This window comes from Actinoplanes sp. NPDC023801 (assembly GCF_040639655.1).
Lineage (GTDB): Bacteria > Actinomycetota > Actinomycetes > Mycobacteriales > Micromonosporaceae > Actinoplanes.
The window spans coordinates 466,631-484,381 of record NZ_JBFAAI010000001.1 but is presented as its reverse complement, the minus strand read 5'-3'; the positions used below and the strand labels follow the sequence as shown (position 1 = coordinate 484,381).

Sequence of the window (17,751 nt, the reverse complement as noted above, 5' to 3'; positions counted from 1 at the left end):
CCGGCGGCCGGCGCCGGAGGGCGACAGCTCAGGCGCCGGCCGCTTCCACCGTGGTGCGGTAGATGTTGGCCCGGTAGAGAGCCTCCATCCCGACCTTCAAGTAGAGGCTGGCGGCGTCGGTCGGGTTGGCCAGGTCGACGCCGAGCCCCGCCTTCGGACGGCCCTTGGCGGCGTAGGTGGCGAAGGCACGGCGCAGCAACGCCTCACCGACACCCCTCTTGCGGTACGCCCGGAGCACGCCCAGACGCTTCACCCATCCCTCGTCGGTCTCCTCGCCGCCGTCGGTGGACTCGAGTGCGCCGACGATCTGCCCGTCCGCCTCGGCGACGAACCACTCGTCGAACGGGGTGGGTGCCTTGGCGACCTGCTCGCGCCAGCCGTCGAACGGGATGACCTCGTGATCGGAGTCGGCGAAGGCCTCCTCGATCACCGCATGGAAGCCCCGCAGTTCGGCCTCGTCGTCCTGACGGACCGGACGGACCGTGATCCCGGCCGGCGGCTCGGGCGCGACCGGGGAGACGCCGTCGAGGGACATGTTCATGCGGGCGAACTGCTTGAGGAAGACGAAGCCGGCGCCGGTCAGCGCCTCGATCAGCTCGGTCTCGCCGGGGATCGCCCCGGAACGGACCTCGTAGGTCTGGTGGCCGAGTTCGGCGGCCCGCTCCACCATGCGGGCCATGATCAGCTCGAGCAGCGGTTTCAGGGCGGGCAGGCCGCTGCCGGGCCAGAAGTACACGTTGACGAAGTCCCGCGTGCCGCCGGTCGAGTTGCCCGGATAGGCCCAGCCGACGATCTTGCCGGAGTCGTCGATGGCGAGCCAGCAGTCACGCGACATGTCGGTGTTGGGGTTCGTGAGCTCCTCACGAACCTCGTCGCTGGTGAAGTCGGGCTCCCCCACCGCGGCGATGTCACTGGCGTGCACCAGCTCGAGGATCGCGGGCACGTCGTCAAGGGTGGGCCGGCGCGTCGTCCAGCCGAGGGGAAGTTCCGTCATGCGGGCATCGCAACATGCCCGGGGCATGCTGCCAACCGATTTCAGCGAGTCAGGCGGTGTCCCAGCGACTCCAGCAGGCCGGTGAACTCGACGCGTTCGGCTTGGTCGAGGGCCGCGTACGCCTGTCCGGCCAGGGAGTCGGCCACCGCGTCGGCCCAGATCAACCGCCGGACCAGCGGACCGGCCGGCGGGTAGGGCGCCTGCCAGCCGAGCGCGACGGCACCGGTCTCGCCCTCCGGGCCCGCGATGATCGCCTCCAGCGGGGTGAGCCCGCCGGCCCGGACCGCCAGGACGTGCACGCCGAGCCGGTGCTCGTGCAGCAGGTGCAGCAGCACCGCGGCCCGGGCGCCGGGAGTGACGTCCGGCGCCGGCATGGCCCGCCAGGCCGCGAACAGTGGCAGGCCCGCGGTGTCCACCCGGTCGACCACCCGGCCGGCCAGGTCGAGCAGCCGGCCCAGCCGGGGGAACCCGCCGAGCTGGTCGGCACCCCACTTGCACAGCTCGCCCAGGTGCCATTTGGCGACCTCACTCGGGGCGGACGCCTTCACCGCCGCCTCCCAGCCGTCGGTGACCGCCTCCGGCGCGATGAAGGCCAGCACCGCCGCCACCGTCTCGGACCGCACCTCGCCGAGCGCCCCGGCCCGGGCCGAGACGTGGTAAGCCCAGCCGGAGAGACCCAGCAGGCGGGCGCCCTGCAGCGTGCGCGGCGACTCCGAGAAGGCCCGGAGAATAGAGGCGAGTCCCGTGCGAGCGTTGGCGGCGGCCTGTTCGGGGGTCACCGCCCGATTCTGCTCCCCCGAACCGTCTAAAGAAAATCTCCGGACAGTCCGAAGAGAACGCTCCCTGCGCGACCGGGTCAGGTCAGCGGGTCAGGTCAGGTCGTCGAGAGCCGCCTGCACGTCGCCCACCCGGCGGCGGGCCGCTGCGGCCTCCCGCTCGGCGGCACGGCGGGCCGCCTTGCGCCGCGCCACGTCGGCCACCGCCTCGGTGCGCCGCCGTTCCAGCTCGGCCAGTTCGGCGTCGAGGTCCTCGACCAGGTGGCCGGCGTCCCGCTCGGCCTCCTCGGCCCGTTCCAGCCGGCCGTCGGCGCGGCGCTCGTCGGCCCTGGCGGCGCTGAGTTCGCGGTCCAGCTCCCGCCGTCGCCGTTCGAGCTCACGGCGCCGCTGTTCGGCCGCGGCCTGCTCCCGGGCCGCGGCCGGGTCCGGACGGTCGGACTCTCGGGCCGCGGCCGGATCCGGACGGCCGGGCGAATCGTCCGGGTCCGCCGGGCCGGCCGGCTCATCGGTGCGGTAGTCGTCGGTGACCAGGCGCAACCGAGGTTTCGGCACCTCACCGAACCCGGCGTAGCTGACCGCCCGGATCAGCCGCCCGGATCGCACCTGCGCGGCGATCTCCGGATCGGCAAGCGCCGCCGTGAACGTCGCCTCGACGTCGCCGAGCGGCAGTTTCCCGGCTTGCGTCCCGGACTCGACGGCCAGCCGGCGGGCGGCAGCGACGAGCGACGAGACGAACTGCCGCCGCTGCGTCGACAGTTGCCGCAGCTGGTCGCCCTGGAGTTCGCGCTGGGCGGCCCGCAGAGCCGTCGAGAGCTCCATCAGCTCGTCGAGCAGCTCGGGGCGGCGCAGCGCCACCAGGTTCACCACCCAGGCCGCTACGGTGGGTTTCTTCAGCGCGGCGAGCCGTTTGGCCGCCTCCCGGTCGCCGGCCCGGCGGGCATCGTCGATCGCGGCGGCCCGGGTCGCGACGAATCCGTCCGGCGCTGCCTCGTACAGCCGCCGTACCACGACGTCGATGGCGAGCACGTCAGTCCAGCACGCTGCCCGGCGCGACCTGCTGGAACCTGGTCTCGGAGAAGCTTTCCAGGTGCTTGCCGTAAACGTCCGCCCCGCGCTCGTTGACCAGACCGTCGTGCAGCGCGAAGGCCCGCCCCGGCCGGACGCCGCGGACGAACTCGAGCGACTCGGCGATCGTCGCCCACGGCGCGTTCAGCGGTACGAACAGCGTCTCCACCTCGACGTCCGGCGCCACGAACGAGTCACCCGGGTGGTACAGGTTGGTCGCGCCGTCATCGATCAGGAATCCCAGGTTCGCGAAGACCGGCACGTACGGATGGATGATCGCGTGTTGCCCGCCGAAGGCCCGTACCCGGTGACCGGCCGCCTCGAACTCCTGCCCGGCCTTGACCGCGGTGGTCGCCCCGGCCACGTCGCCGAGCAGCGCCAGCACCGCCTCGTGCGCGAAGATCCGCAGGTCCGGCCGCCGGGCGACGGCCGCCGTCACGGCCGCGACGTCCAGGTGGTCGAAGTGCTCGTGGGTGATGAGCACCGCATCCGCGCCGTCCAATGCGGACGCTTCGGAGAATTCACCAGGATCTACGACGAGTACTCCGGCCCCTTCGACGCGCAGGCATGAATGGGTGAACTTCGTGACGCGCACGGGACCCCTCCGCTACTGATCTGTGACCACTCATCTCGCAGTCTGCCGGAACCGGGACGTGCATGCCGCACGTCCCACCGGTCAGTGAAGACGTGAGATCGGAGCTGCCATGAGAAAACCTGGAATGATCGCGGCGCTGCTGGCGGGCCTCCTGCTCGCCGGCTGCGGCGCTGACTCGTCCGACCAGGCCAACAGCGCGGAGGCACCGGCCCGGGCCCCACAGGGGGCGGCCGCCGGCGGCGAAGCCTTTGACCAGAAGGCCGGCGCGGGGGCGGAGGCCGCACCGGCAGAGGCCAAGGACACCGCGGCGGAGGCGCCGAACCTGCAGATCGATCAGCGGTCGATCATCTACACCGGGTCGATCACGATCCGGGTGGAGGACGTCAACGCGTCCGCCGCCAAGGTCACCGGCATCGCGACCGGCTCCGGCGGCTTCGTCGGTGGTGACGAACGACACAGCGGATCCGGTTCGGACACCGCCACGATCAAGCTGCGTATTCCGGCCGACAAGTTCACCTCGGTGGTGGACCAGCTGGCCGGCCTCGGCGACGAGGAGAACCGCGGCATCAACACCGAGGACGTCACCGAGCAGGTCGTCGATCTGGACGCCCGGATCGAGGTGCAGAAGGCCCGGCTGGAGAGCGGCAAGCGGCTGCTCGCCCAGGCGAAGTCGCTGGAGGACCTGGTGATGCTGGAGCGCGAGGTGGCCTCGCGGGAGTCCGATCTGGCCTCGCTCGAGGGCAAGAAGCGGCGGCTGTCCGACCTCACGGCACTGTCCACGATCACGGTGGTGCTGCTCGACCCGTCCGCCACCCCGGTGGACGACGACGACCCGGCGGGCTTCCTGGCCGGGCTCTCCAACGGCTGGAACGCGCTGGTCGCGTCGCTCGGTGTGCTGCTCACCGTGCTGGGGGCGCTGCTGCCCTGGATCATCGCGCTCGGCGTCCCGGCGTGGGCGATCATCCACTTCCTGCGCCGTCACCGCCGCCGCAACACCCCGGTGGTGGTCCCGGCGGCTGCCGAGGCTCCCACTTCCACCAACTGATCTCGTACGGAACAAGACGTCACCAACCGCAACCGGCCCGTCTCGTGGCATGGGACGCGAGGTTCGCCCGGCACAAGGCCGCAACGCGGCCGCCGGGCGTATGCGGTCGCAACCGGCTGGCCCCCACCGCTGTCTCACAGCCCCTGAGACAGCGACAACGCACAGCCATAAAACCCGGCTGGCACCTACCGCTGTCTCAGCGTGCTGAGACAGCGGTGAGGGCCAGCCGGGGGAAGACGGTCAGAACGCGCCTGTGGACAGGGCCGCCAGGGCGGTGTGGGTCATCACCCGCACACCGTGGCCGATGCAGCGCTCGTCCACGTCGAAGTCGCCCTGGTGCAGGTCGTGGCGGACGTCGGCGCCCGGCCGGCCGGTGCCGAGCCGGATCATCGCGCCGGGCACGTGCTCCAGGTAGTAGGAGAAGTCCTCGCCACCCATGCTGAGCTCGGCCTCGACCACCCGGTCGGCACCGAGGGCGGCCCCGGCGGCGCCGGCGATGATCGCGGACGCCATCCGGTCGTTGATCACCGGCGGGACGCCGCGGATGTAGTTGACGTCGACCTCCGCGCCGGTCGGCGCGACCACCTCGCGGATCAGCCGGGTGATCAGATCGGGAGCGTCTCGCCAGGCCTCCCGGCTGAGCACGCGGACGGTGCCCCGGACCTCGCCGGCCCCGGGGATGGCGTTGAACGCCTGCCCGGCGTGCACCGACCCCCACACCAGGGAGAGCCCGGCACGCGGGTCCATCCGCCGGCTGAGCAGGGCCGGCACGTCGACGATGACACGACCGAGCGCGTGCACCAGGTCGGCGGTCAGGTGCGGCCGCGCGGTGTGCCCGCCCGGTCCGGTGAGCTTGACCTCGACGGCGTCGGCGGCCGCCGTGAACGGTCCGGACCGCACGCCGACCAGGCCGACCGGCAGCTGCGGGTAGCAGTGCAGCGCATAGATCGCGTCGACGTCCTTGAGCCCGCCGGCGGCGATCACCTCGGGTGCGCCGGACGGCATCGCCTCCTCGGCCGGCTGGAAGATCAGCCGGACCCGGCCGGGCAATAGCCCCTGCTCGTTGAGCTGGGCCAGGGCCATGCCGAGACCGAGCACGATGGTGGTGTGCACGTCGTGGCCGCAAGCGTGCGCCTGACCGTCGACGGTGCTGCGGTACGGCACGTCCTTGAGATCCTGCAACGGCAGCGAGTCGATGTCGGCACGGAACGCGATGGTGCGCTCACCCTCACCGACGTCGCAGATCACACCGTTACCGCGCGGCATCATCCGAGGGTGGAGACCGGCGACGGACAGTTCCCGGGCGATCAGGGCCGCGGTCTCGAACTCGGAGTGTGACGGCTCGGGGTGCGCGTGAATGTGCCGGCGAATGGCTACGAGCTCTGCGCCCCTGGCAGCGAGCCAGCGGTCGAGCCGGCCGGGAAGGGGATCGGTGCCGGGCAGTTGCCCGGGCCACGCCGTATCGACGCCCTCGGGCGCCTCCAGAGCTGCAGTCACGTCGGCTTCCGTATCACTCTCGAATTTCGTCGGTTTACGCAACGCGCGACAGCCTAGTCCCGTTTGTCGTGACGCTGTGTAACGGTCGCGTAAAGAGGTGCTCACGCCCCGGCCGAGGTCGGGCGGGCACACGGGAGGTCGTCCCGGCCCGCCAACCCCTCAACGGGTAGTGGATCGCGGAGGTGACGCGACACACTACGAGTACGTCGAGCAGCTCAGAACCGTTCCACGGGGCGGTGCACGCCCCATACCCCGCGGAGGGTGTGACACACCTCCCCCACCGTGGCACGGAGGCGCAAGGCCTCTTTCATCAACGGTAGGACGTTCACACTTCCGGCGGCGGCCTTCGCGAGATCTTTCAATGCGTCCTGAACAGCGGCGCCGTCCCGGTCGGCCCGGAGCTTCACCAGGCGGGCCACCTGCGCGGCCTCGATCGCCGGGTCGACGCGCAGCGGCTCGTACCTCTCCTCGGACTCGGCGGTGAACCGGTTCACGCCCACGACCACGCGCTCCCCGGCGTCGATCTCGGTGGCGATCCGGTACGCGGACGCCTCGATCTCGCCCTTCTGGAAGCCCTGTTCGATCGCGTCGACGGCGGAGCCGTACTCGAAGACCCGATCGATCAGCGCGGTCGCCTCCCGCTCGACGGCGTCGGTCAGCGCCTCCACCGCGTACGACCCGGCGAACGGGTCCACGGTGCCGGTCAGGCCGCTCTCGTAGGCGAGCACCTGCTGGGTCCGCAGCGCGAGCCGGGCCGACTTCTCGGTGGGCAGCGCGAGCGCCTCGTCGTACGAGTTGGTGTGCAGCGACTGGGTGCCACCGGCGATCGCGCCGAGCGCCTGGATCGCCACCCGGATCAGGTTGACCTCGGGCTGCTGCGCGGTGAGCTGCACGCCGGCGGTCTGGGTGTGGAACCGCAGCATCAGCGACTTCGGGTCCTTCGCGCCGAACTCGTCGCGCATGATCCGCGCCCACATCCGCCGCGCGGCCCGGAACTTGGCGATTTCCTCGAGCAGGGTGGTGCGGGCCACGAAGAAGAACGACAGCCGGGGCGCGAAGTCGTCGACGGCCAGGCCGGCGGCGATCGCGGCGCGAACGTACTCGATGCCGTTGGCCAGGGTGAACGCTATCTCCTGCGCGGGCGAGGCGCCGGCCTCGGCCATGTGGTACCCGGAGATCGAGATGGTGTTCCACTTCGGGATCTCGGTCCTGCAGTAGGCGAAGGTGTCGGCCACCAGCCGCAGCGACGGCTTCGGCGGGAAGATGTAGGTCCCGCGGGCGATGTACTCCTTCAGGATGTCGTTCTGGATCGTGCCCGAAAGTTTCGATCCGGGAACGCCCTGCTCCTCGGCCACCAGCTGGTACAGCAGCAGCAGCACCGACCCGGGTGCGTTGATCGTCATCGACGTGGACACCTGGTCCAGCGGGATGCCGTCGAACAGCTGCCGCATGTCGTCGATCGAGTCGATCGCCACGCCGACCTTGCCGACCTCGCCGTGCGCGATCGCGTCGTCCGAGTCGTAGCCCATCTGGGTGGGCAGATCGAAGGCCACCGACAGGCCCATCGTCCCGGCCGCGAGCAACTGGTGGTAGCGGGCGTTCGACTCGGCGGCGGTGCCGAAACCGGCGTACTGCCGCATGGTCCACGGCCGTTTGGTGTACATCGTCGGATAGACGCCACGGGTGTACGGATATTCACCCGGCTCTTCGGCTCCGACGCCCGGGGGCACGTCAGCAGGGCCGTACACCGGCTTGATGGGGAACCCCGACTCTGCGTTCACAGGGCTGATCCTAAGACTCGTTAAGGCGTCCGACCGTGAGGAATTTGCCACCCTGCGTTCCCGGCCGACCCACCCTCGGCCACTCGGCCATCACAGAGCGTCGAAGTGTCGTTAACAGTGACGTAGCGACTTTCATTCGGGGGGTGGCGGCAGGCAAGATAGCGGGGTTGGTCGACAGCCCCTATACCCCCCGGGCGGCATCCTCAGTGACTCAATCTCCGACCTGGAGCGGTGGTAACGCGGCTCCCCCCAGCGGACGCGCCGCCCCGGGCACGCTCATCGGCGGGCGGTACACCCTGCGCGCCGCGGTGGGTCACGGCGGCATGGGAACGGTGTGGCGCGCGGCGGACACGCTGCTGCGCCGCGACGTGGCGATCAAGGAGGTCATCCTTCCGCCGGGTCTGGCACCGAGCGACCGGGACGCGATGTATGAGCGGACCATGCGCGAGGCCCGGGCCGCGGCCGCCCTGCAGCACCCGGCCGTGGTGCAGGTCTACGACGTCGTGCACGAGAACGGCCGGCCGTGGATCGTGATGGAGCTGCTGGACGCGCGCAGCCTCGCCGACATGGTGATCGAGGACGGCCCGGTCTCCCCGCGGGTGGTGGCGAAGATCGGTATCGCGCTGCTGGGCGCCCTCGAGGTGGCCCACGCGCACGGTGTCCTGCACCGCGACGTGAAACCGGCAAACGTGCTGATCTGCGGTGACGGGCGCTGCGTCCTGACCGACTTCGGCGTCGCCCGGATGCCCACCGACGTGCAGCTGACCACGCCCGGCATGGTGCTGGGCTCGCCGCACTTCATCTCGCCGGAGCGGGCCATGGGCCACGACTTCGGCCCGCCGAGCGACCTGTTCTCGCTGGGCGTCACGTTGTACACCGCGATCGAGGGCCGCCCGCCGTTCGACAAGGGCGACCCGATCGAGACGATGCACTCGGTCGTCGAGGACCCGCCCGCCCCGGTGGTCCGGGCCGGTTCGCTGGCCCCGGTGCTGATGGGTCTGCTGGAGAAGAACCCGGCGCAGCGGATGGACGTGCAGACCGCCCGCACCATCCTGCGGCAGCAGCTGGCCGGCCCGCTGGCGAGCAAGAACCCGCCGCACATGATGACCGACCCCTACTCGGTGGTGCCGTCGCCGCGCCCGACCAGCCCGGCTCCCGCCGCCACCCAGCCGATCCCGCCGCAGCCGACCGGTCAGATCGGCGGCCGCGCGATGCTGGCGCCCGGTGAGTCGCTCACCGACCACCTGGCGAAACTGGAGCAGCAGAACACGGGCGGCGGCCGCCGTCGGGCCCCCGAACCGCCCGTCCCGCAGCAGAGCCCGGGCGCGATCATGCCCACCGGGGCGATGCCGGCCCACAAGCTGCCCGACGGTGGCCGGGCCGGCGGCGACACGACGAGCGTCATCCCCCCGCGGGACGCGTGGGCCCAGCAGGCCGGTGGCGCCCGTCCGGGCACCGTGGTGATGAGCCCGGCCGCCAAGCGGCGCGCCACGATCGACAAGGTCGTCGGCACCGCCAAGGAGACCACCGGCCGAGCCGTCACCACGTTCAAGTCGTGGCCGCGCAACAAGCAGCTGATCTCCGGTGGCGCGGCCGCCGCGGTGGTGCTGGTGCTGGTCCTGGTCTTCGCCATGAGCGGCACGGACGAGACCGGGACGCCGCCGGTGACCGCGGCCCCGCAGCAGAGCACGGCCGCCGCCGCCGACTTCCCGACGCAGGACTACGAGGGCAACGACGCGATCAGCGTGAAGGTGCCGGCCGGCTGGACCCGCGCCGCCGGCGGCGTCTACGTGGAGTACATCGACCCTCAGGACAAGACCACCAAGGTGCGCATCCTGGTCGAGTCGGGCAAGGTCACGCCGAACAAGTTCGTCACCCAGACCGCGCCGGCCGGACTGAAGAAGGGCAAGACCTGCCCCGATCCGTTCCAGCCGGTCGGCACCAAGGACGTGACGATCTCCGGCAACCCGGGTGCCGAGTTCGAGTACACCTGCGGCGAGGGCGACCAGATGCGTCACGGCATCTGGCGGATGACCCTGGTCAACAACAAGATGTACTCGTTCTACCTCACCACGACGGACGCGAAGTTCGCCGACTACCGGAAGTACTACGACCACATGGCGGAGACGTTCCAGCTCAGCCTGTGACGGAGCTGTGCTATCAATCCCTGATGGCACCACAAGTTGATGTTGATCTGATCGCCCGGGCCGAGGCCTGGCTCGCCGACGATCCCGATCCGGCGAGCCGGGCCGAGTTGCGCGCGGTCCTCGACGGCTTACCGGAGACCGCGGCCGAGCTGAGCGATCGGTTCTCCGGGCCCCTCACCTTCGGCACCGCGGGCCTGCGAGGCCGGCTGCGCGCCGGGCCGAACGGCATGAACCTCGCGGTGGTGACCCGCGCCGCGGCCGGTCTGACCGGCTGGCTCGACGCTCAGGGCGGCGAGGGGCCGCTGGTGATCGGATACGACGCCCGTCACGGCTCCCGGGAGTTCGCCGAACGGACCGCCGAAGTCGCCACCGGGACCGGCCGGGAGGCGCTGCTCCTGCCGGGGCCGCTGCCGACGCCGGTGCTGGCCTACGCGGTGCGGGCGCTCGGAGCGGTCGCCGGAGTCATGGTCACCGCGAGTCACAACCCTCCGCAGGACAACGGCTACAAGGTCTATCTGGGCGCCGGCCTGGGCGGTCCGGCGGGCACCGGGGCACAGATCGTGCCACCGGCCGACGCCGGTATCGAGGCGGCCATCCGGGCGGTGCGCAGGGTCGATGCGGTGCGGCTCGGCGGGCCGGGCACGGTCCTCGGCGACGAGATCCTCCAGGGGTACGTCCGGAGCGCCGCCGCCGTCCTCTCCGAGAACGGCCCGCGTGACCTGGCCATCGCGTACACCCCCCTGCACGGTGTTGGTGGTTCCACCGTGGCCGCCGCGTTCGCCGCCGCCGGCTTCCCGCCGCTCGAGGTGGTCGCGGAGCAGGCCGAACCCGACCCGGCGTTTCCGACCGTGGCGTTCCCCAACCCGGAGGAGCCCGGCGCGATGGACCTGCTGCTGGCGCTCGCCGCGGGAACCGGCGCGGATCTGGCGATCGCCAACGACCCGGACGCCGACCGCTGTGCCGTCGCGATCCCGGCCGGCGACGGCTGGCGCCCGCTGCGCGGTGACGAGCTGGGTGTCCTGCTCGCCGATCACCTGATCCGCCGTGGTGTCCCCGGCCTGTACGCCACCACGATCGTCTCGTCGTCGCTGCTGGGTCGCCTGGCGGCGGCCCGCGGGGTGCCCTACGCGGAGACGCTGACCGGCTTCAAGTGGATCGTGCGCGCCGCCGAGGACCTGGCGTTCGGTTACGAGGAGGCGCTCGGCTACTGCGTGGCCCCGGCGATGGTCCGCGACAAGGACGGGGTGACCGCCGCGCTGACGGTCGCCGAGCTGGCCGCCGGGCTGAAGGCGGAGGGCCGCACCCTCGCAGACCGTCTGGACGAACTGGCCGCCGAGTTCGGCCTGCACGCCACCGATCAGCTGTCGGTCCGCGTCGACGATCTGGCCGAGATCGGGCGGGCGATGTCCAGGGCCCGCCGCAACCCGCCGGCCACGCTGCTCGGCGCACCGGTGACCGAGGTGGCAGACCTGTTGCCGGAGAACGACGTGCTGACCTTCCGGACCGCCACGACCCGGGTCGTCATCCGGCCCTCGGGCACCGAGCCGAAGCTCAAGGCGTACCTCGAAGTGGTCGTCGAGGGCGACCCGGCGACCGCCAGGGCACGTGCCGCAACCGAGTTGCGGGCGCTGCGCGCCGAGATCGCGGCAACGCTCGGCGTGTAGTGGACCGTCCCGGGGCTTCGGCGTGAAGCCCCGGGAGGACAGATCAGATCGGCTTGGGAGTCCCGAGCGCGGCCTGGATCGCCTTGCCCAGGGTGGCCACCACCAGCGCGACGCTGGGCCGCACGATGGAGTCCTCCAGGGTGACGTCACCGACGAAGCCGGCGTTGCTGGCGATCTCGGCGAGCCGCTCGTGCGCCCGGTCGATCTCGTCGGCCGGGAGCTTCAGGGCCGGCTCCATCCGGGCCGCGACGAGCAGCGTGGCCAGGGCGGCCGTCCGCTCGTCGGGCAGGGTGTTGCCGATCAGGGCGGCGGCCAGCCGGGCGCGGATCTCGGCCTCGTACGCCGGGTCCGTGGTCGGGTAGCGGTGCACGTGGATGACGCCGAGCTGGGTCTCGTCCACGTCCTGCACGACGCCCCGCGCGCACAGGTCCTCCAGAACCCGGATGCGCAGCCGGTGCCGGAGGCGCTGCAGCCACTGGGCGGGCGTGTGCGGCTCCTCGGTCGCCACCTTCTTCAGCACCGCGTCGGCGACCGGGTCCCCGAGCGGGGTGGCGTCGACGACCGTCAGGTGGCCGTCGGCCGCGTAGGCGACCCGGTTGGCCAGTGCGAGGTCGATCAGCACCGCGGCGGCCATGCCCAGGTCGAGCCCGATGCGGGAGCCCGTGGCCTTTCCGGTCTGGTCGTCATACGCGAGGAGCAGAAGTTCCTCGGCGAGCGGGATGGGGGTCATGTATGGCAACGATAGTGGCCCGGGTCATCCGGTCCGATCCCCAGGTCGGTCAGATCCGGGACGGTCCTACGATCCGGGCGCACTCAGCCGTTGCCGCCGGTTGAGAAACTAACGGGCGAGATCCGGCAGGATCCTTTCCCGGTGGGCGAACCAGGCGAGCGAATCGCGGATGCCGTCCGCCACCGAGTGCTCGGCCCGCCAGCCCAGCAGGTCGGCTGCCCGGCTGCTGCGGGTGTAGGCGCCGGCCGAGTCGCCGGGGCGGCGCGGGGCCCGCTCGATCTCCACCGGGCGGTCGGCGACCTCGTTGAACGCCTCGACGAACTCCAGCACCGTGGTGCCCGTGCCGGTGCCCAGGTTGATCGCCAGCGAGCCCTGCTCGAACGGCAGCGCGTCGAACTCCTCGAGCGCCCGCAGGTGGGCGCCGGCCAGGTCCCAGACGTGCACGTAGTCGCGGATCCCGGAGCCGTCCCGGGTCGGGTAGTCGATGCCGGTCACCGGGAACGGCCGGCCCTCCCGGTAGACCTCGATCAGCTTGCCCAGCGCGTGGCTGGGCGACCGCAGCTGCAGGCCGGTCCGCATCTTCGGGTCGGAACCGATCGGGTTGAAGTAGCGCAGCGACAGCACCCGCAGCGGGGTGGCCGCGGTGATGTCGGAGAGCATCTGCTCGACGATCAGCTTGGTCCGCGCGTACGGGCTGAGGGCGGTGAGGTTCGAACCCTCATCGACGGTGAAGTCCTCGCCGGGCTGGTAGATCGAGGCCGACGAGCTGAACAGCAGCCGGGTGACACCCTTGGCGATCAGGCGGTCCACGAATTCCAGGGTCTTGGCGACGTTCTCCCGGTAGTAGTGGATCGGGCGCTCCACCGACTCGGGCACGACGATCAGCGCGGCGCAGTGCACGACCGCGCTGATGTCCGGGTGGTCCTCGAAGATCCGGTCGAGGACCGCACTGTCGGCGATATCACCCTCATAGAACGACCGGCCCTCGCAGAACTCGCGGCGGCCGGTGACGAGATTGTCGAGGATGACCGGCTCGTGGCCGGCATCGAGGAGACAGGACGCGATCGTGCTGCCGATGAACCCCGCGCCACCCGCGATCAGAACCTTCACGAACGTCCTCCCTGGTCACGAAAATCCGTGACAGGCTAGCCGACTCCGATGACCGTCCCGGGCAACCCCGGTGACCTACGCCGGTCGTACCACATCGCGGAGGCCGATCGGCCGGACATTCACCGACGCCTTGATCGTCGGCCGGACGTGAGGCACCGGGCTGTAACCTATGATGCTGACCGCCCTCAGGCACACCCCCCTGCCAGCATCGGCTGTGCCGGTGATGCGAGTGGCCGACAGCTTTGCAGAAAGGACCACGTCAACCGTGACCTCGTCCCAGCCCAGGCCTCCTGACGTCACAGTCGTGGTCATTGTTTACAACGACGCCGGGCGGGTCGCCACCGCTGTTCAGTCGGTTCTTGATCAGTCGTTGCGCAGTCACGAGATCATCGTGGTGGACGACCACAGCACCGACGGCACCCCGGCCGTGGTCGAACGGCTGGCCGCGGAACACCCGGACGTCGTCAAGTTCATCCGCCTCCCGGCCAACTCAGGTCACTGCGGTGCTCCCCGCAACGCCGGCGTGGCGGTCGCGCGCGGCCGGTTCATCATGTTCCTGGACAGCGACGACGTGCTGGACCCGCACGCCTGCCGCAACATGGTCGCGATGGCCGAGCAGAGCGAGGCCGACATGGTCATCGGCCGCTGTGTGCGGCGCGACGTGGCCACCGGCAAGGAGACCTCGTGGATGCCCTGGCTGGTTCAGAGCAAGGTGGTCTACGAGAGCCTGCGCGACCAGCCCGAGCTGCTCTACGACGTGCTGTCGACGAACAAGCTCTACCGGCACGACTTCCTGACCCGGGAGAACCTGGTCTTCCTGGAGGACCGGCTCTACGAGGACAACCTCTTCTCGGCGCACGCCTACCTCGCGGCCAAGAAGATCGCGGTGATCCCCCAGCGGATCTACACGTGGAACATCGAGCGCAAGGCGGCGAACCAATCGATCACGCGCCGGGCCGCCGACATCCGCAACATCACCGACCGGATCATCGTCACCCGCAAGATTGACGATCTGCTGGAGGCGCACGACGCCGGTGACCTGCGGCTGCAGAAGGACATCCGGTTCATCGAGAACGACCTGCGCGTCCACCTCTCCCGGCTGAGCATCCTGCCGGAGGAGAACCAGCGCGCCCTGGTCGACGCCGCCCGCCCGTACCTGCAGACCCTCCAGGAGGAGGCGTTCCGCCAGGCGAAGCCGCTGCCGGCGATGGCCGCCTACCTGGTCCGGGAGGGCGACTACCACGGTGTCGCCGCGGTGCACGACTACATGGCACCCCGGCCGATCCAGCCGCACCTGACAGTCGACCTGGTCGTCCGGGACGGCCGGGTCTACTGGGGAGACCGGCACCTCGACGACCCGCTGGGCCGTGAGGTCCTCGACGTCACCGAGATGGGCTTCCAGGACGGCCCGCTCAGCAAGCTGCGCATCGGCGCCCGCATCGACAGCGTGCACCGCGACGGCGACCTGGTCACCCTGACCGGCTCGTTCACCAACCCGGTCGGCCGGATCACCGTCGAGGCGGCCCCGAAGGCACAGCTCGTCTTCGAGGAACGGCGCAGCAAGCGGCGGGTCTTCAAGACCAAGGCGCAGCTGGCCGTCGACGAGCAGCGGGTCGGCTGGAGCGTCACGTTCACGCCGGAGAAGCTGCTCCGCCCGATCGGCCTGATCGACCCGACGTACTCGTTGCGCCTGCACATCTCGGTCGGCGGTGAGGGCGCGGACCTGGCGCTTTTCGCCGACGAGGACGTGACCGAGACGCTCCGGCTGCCGACCCGGCCGAAACTCAGCCGCCTCACCTCCGACCTGCTGCAGGGCTACCAGACCGACAGCGGCAACGTGGCCCTGCGCCAGGAGGCCGACGGCAGCGCCGCCAAGGTGGGCTCGGCAGCGATCGCCGGGGTGCGCAACACCAGCTTCGGCAGCCGCGCCTGGCAGCGCGCCGCCGACCTGCAGCGGTCGCTGCGGCAGCGCCGCAACAACCGGGCCACCAAACTCGCCTGGTACGAGAACGTGTTCCTCAAGATGCCCGTCAAGAAGGGCACCGTGGTCTTCGAGAGCCACATGGGCAAGCAGTTCTCGGACAGCCCGCGCGCCATTTACGAGGAGATGCGCCGGCAGGGCATCAAGTTCACCCCGATCTGGGCGTACGCCGAACACCCGACCGGTTTCCCGACGGACGCGAAACTGGTCCGCCGCAACTCGTGGGGTTACCTGCAGGCGCTCGGCCAGGCCGAGTTCTGGATCGACAACCAGGGCTTCCCGCACGACCTGCGCAAGCGCCCGGAGACCACCTACATCCAGACGTGGCACGGCTCGGCGTTCAAGCGGATGGGCTTCGACGAGGCCACCATCAAGGCGCAGACCGAGACCCAGCAGCGCAAGTGGCAGTCGGCGATCGACCGGTTCGACTACTTCCTGGTCCGCTCCGAGCACGACGTGCGCACCCTGACGAAGGGCATGCGGGTCGGCGCCGAGCTGCTGCGCTCCGGCTACCCGCGTAACGACGCGCTGGTCAACGGCGGCAACGACTCCGAGCTCGCCAAGCTGCGCAAGAAGCTCGGGATAACCGACGGCCGGCGGGTGGTGCTCTACGCACCGACGTTCCGGCCGGAGGAGATCAAGCGGCGGTCCGGCCTCGAGCTGCCGTTCGACCTCGACGAGTTCGTGCAGCGGTTCGGCGAGGACACGATCCTGCTGGTCCGGCCGCACTACCTGGTGTCGTTCGCGCTGCCGCCGGCGTACGGCCACTCGGTCCGTAACGTGGCCAACGTGCACGACGTCACCCCGCTGATGCAGATCTCCGACGCGCTGATCACCGACTACTCGTCACTGATGTTCGACTACTCGCTGCTCGACCGGCCGATGATCTTCCACGTGCCCGACTACGACAACTACGTGGGCAGCAGCCGGGGGTCGTACTTCGATCTCGGCTCGACCGCGCCCGGTCCGCTCACCCGTACATCGGAGGAACTGATCGCCGCCATCGCCGACCTCGACGGCAACGCCACCGCTTTCGCCGGCAAGCGCCGCGAATTCGTCGCCGAGTTCGGTGAGTACGACACCGGGCAGGCCGCCAAGGCCGTCGTCGACCGCTTCTTCCGGACGGGTGACCGTCGTGGCTGAGCACCGGGACGTCTTCATCATCTGCAACAGCATCAACGAGCTGGGTGGCCTCACCCAGTGGGTGCACGACATCTCGCGGCTGTTCACCGCGCGCGGGCACCGGGTGCGGCTGATCGGCGTGGAGCCGGCCACCGACTACCGGGACTTCGGCTCCGACCTGCCGTACCCGACCTTCACCCTGCACCCCGAGCAGCTGCCGCGGCGGCGCAAGGTGACCGGCACGGCCGCGCTCAACCCGGGCCGGGCGCTGCAGGCCCGCAAGCGGCAGCAGATCTTCGAGGGCGGCGTGGCCCGGCTCAACGAGATCCTGCGCACCGCCTCCGGGCCGGGCGCCGTGGTGATCGCCTCCCAGGTCTGGGCCGGTGAGTGGGTGGCTGCCGCCGACACGAAGGGCATGCAGGTCATCGGCATGTCGCACGAGTCGTTCGAGGCGTGCAAGAACAGCAGCCGCTACAACCGGGTGCTCAAGTTCTACGCCGACATGGACATCCACCTGTCGCTCACCGACGCCGACGCCGACGCGTGGGCCCGCGCCGGCATGTCGAACGTCGGTGCCATGCCGAACCCGCTGATGACCGTGCCGAAGACGCTGCCCACGCTCGACGAGAAGACCGTGGTCACGCTCCGCCGGCTCTCCCACGACAAGGGCATCGACATGCTGCTCGAGGCGTGGGCGGTCGTCGGCCCGCAGCACCCCGACTGGCAGCTGAAGATCTTCGGCGCCGGGCCGGACGAGCAGGCGCTGCGGACCCAGGCCCGCGCTCTCGGCCTCGACGACCAGGACCTGTTCCAGGGCAAGACCAGCGACATCGACGGCGCGCTGAGCTCCGCCTCGATCTACGCGCTGCCCTCCCGCGAGGAGGGCTTCCCGATCGCCGTGATGGAGGCGATGGCGTACGGCCTGCCGACGGTCGCGTTCGACTGCGCCCCCGGCATCCGCGAGCTGATCCACGACGAGGTCAGCGGTGGCCTGGTGGTCACCGCCGGTAACGTGCCCGGGTTCGCCGCCGGACTGGAACGGCTGATCAACGACCGCGAGCTGCGTGGCCGCCTCGGCTCCGCCGGCCGCGAATCGGTACAGCGTTTCACCCCCGACAGCATCGTCGACCGGTGGGAATCACTGTTCGCGCTACTCGACCGCTGACACCCGGACCGGTGGCGGGGCCCGTCCCCGCCGCCGGTCCGGGTGCTGCCGTCCGCTCTGCCGCCGCCGGTTAGGGTTT

Annotated in this window: 13 protein-coding genes; 5 read left to right on the top strand and 8 right to left on the bottom strand. The window is 70.6% G+C overall.

Features of this window, described 5'->3' with window-relative positions:
• Window positions 1-28: 28 nt before the first annotated feature.
• The 4 genes from AB0G04_RS02310 to AB0G04_RS02295 form a co-directional block, all read right to left on the bottom strand.
• Complete coding sequence (locus AB0G04_RS02310) at window positions 29-994, bottom strand: GNAT family N-acetyltransferase (protein ID WP_360974960.1); 966 nt, start codon at window positions 992-994, stop codon at window positions 29-31.
• A 41-nt stretch (window positions 995-1,035) separates the two neighbouring features.
• Window positions 1,036-1,773, bottom strand: coding sequence for a hypothetical protein (locus tag AB0G04_RS02305; RefSeq protein ID WP_360974957.1), 738 nt, complete (start codon window positions 1,771-1,773; stop codon window positions 1,036-1,038).
• A gap of 90 nt (window positions 1,774-1,863) precedes the next feature.
• The gene (locus tag AB0G04_RS02300) at window positions 1,864-2,796 is read right to left on the bottom strand and encodes a hypothetical protein (RefSeq protein ID WP_360974954.1); all 933 of its coding nucleotides are present in this window, start codon (window positions 2,794-2,796) and stop codon (window positions 1,864-1,866) included.
• Between the two features lies 1 nt (window position 2,797).
• Window positions 2,798-3,430 (bottom strand): MBL fold metallo-hydrolase, encoded by a 633-nt coding sequence (locus AB0G04_RS02295; protein ID WP_360974951.1) that lies wholly within the window; start codon window positions 3,428-3,430, stop codon window positions 2,798-2,800.
• 109 nt (window positions 3,431-3,539) lie between these two features.
• Between AB0G04_RS02295 and AB0G04_RS02290 the strand changes: the two genes are divergently transcribed.
• Entirely contained in the window at window positions 3,540-4,475 is a 936-nt protein-coding gene (locus AB0G04_RS02290; protein WP_360974948.1) for a DUF4349 domain-containing protein, read from the top strand.
• A gap of 240 nt (window positions 4,476-4,715) precedes the next feature.
• Here the strand turns inward: AB0G04_RS02290 and AB0G04_RS02285 are convergent, their stop codons facing one another.
• Both AB0G04_RS02285 and AB0G04_RS02280 read right to left on the bottom strand, forming a co-directional pair.
• Complete coding sequence (locus AB0G04_RS02285) at window positions 4,716-5,972, bottom strand: amidohydrolase (protein ID WP_360974945.1); 1,257 nt, start codon at window positions 5,970-5,972, stop codon at window positions 4,716-4,718.
• A 215-nt stretch (window positions 5,973-6,187) separates the two neighbouring features.
• On the bottom strand, window positions 6,188-7,753 hold the full coding sequence (locus tag AB0G04_RS02280) for an acyl-CoA mutase large subunit family protein (RefSeq protein ID WP_360974942.1): 1,566 nt from the start codon (window positions 7,751-7,753) through the stop codon (window positions 6,188-6,190).
• A 206-nt stretch (window positions 7,754-7,959) separates the two neighbouring features.
• Between AB0G04_RS02280 and AB0G04_RS02275 the strand changes: the two genes are divergently transcribed.
• Both AB0G04_RS02275 and AB0G04_RS02270 read left to right on the top strand, forming a co-directional pair.
• A complete protein-coding gene (locus AB0G04_RS02275) occupies window positions 7,960-9,900 on the top strand; it encodes a serine/threonine-protein kinase (RefSeq protein ID WP_360974939.1) in 1,941 nt (646 codons plus the stop codon).
• Window positions 9,901-9,923: 23 nt separating this feature from the next.
• The gene (locus AB0G04_RS02270) at window positions 9,924-11,564 is read left to right on the top strand and encodes a phospho-sugar mutase (protein ID WP_360974936.1); all 1,641 of its coding nucleotides are present in this window, start codon (window positions 9,924-9,926) and stop codon (window positions 11,562-11,564) included.
• Between the two features lie 43 nt (window positions 11,565-11,607).
• Here AB0G04_RS02270 and AB0G04_RS02265 read toward each other — a convergent pair whose 3' ends face one another.
• Window positions 11,608-12,294, bottom strand: a complete 687-nt coding sequence (locus tag AB0G04_RS02265) for a GPP34 family phosphoprotein (RefSeq protein WP_360974933.1) — start codon at window positions 12,292-12,294, stop codon at window positions 11,608-11,610.
• Between the two features lie 108 nt (window positions 12,295-12,402).
• Window positions 12,403-13,404: a UDP-glucose 4-epimerase GalE gene (gene galE, locus AB0G04_RS02260; RefSeq protein ID WP_360974930.1), complete on the bottom strand. Its 1,002-nt coding sequence runs from the start codon at window positions 13,402-13,404 to the stop codon at window positions 12,403-12,405.
• Between the two features lie 169 nt (window positions 13,405-13,573).
• Between galE and AB0G04_RS02255 the strand changes: the two genes are divergently transcribed.
• Entirely contained in the window at window positions 13,574-16,528 is a 2,955-nt protein-coding gene (locus AB0G04_RS02255; RefSeq protein WP_360974927.1) for a CDP-glycerol glycerophosphotransferase family protein, read from the top strand.
• Window positions 16,521-17,672 carry a glycosyltransferase gene (locus AB0G04_RS02250; protein ID WP_360974924.1) on the top strand — a complete coding sequence of 384 codons (1,152 nt, stop codon included), beginning with the start codon at window positions 16,521-16,523 and terminating at the stop codon, window positions 17,670-17,672. The genes AB0G04_RS02255 and AB0G04_RS02250 overlap by 8 nt, the downstream gene beginning before the upstream one ends.
• Window positions 17,673-17,751 lie beyond the last annotated feature (79 nt).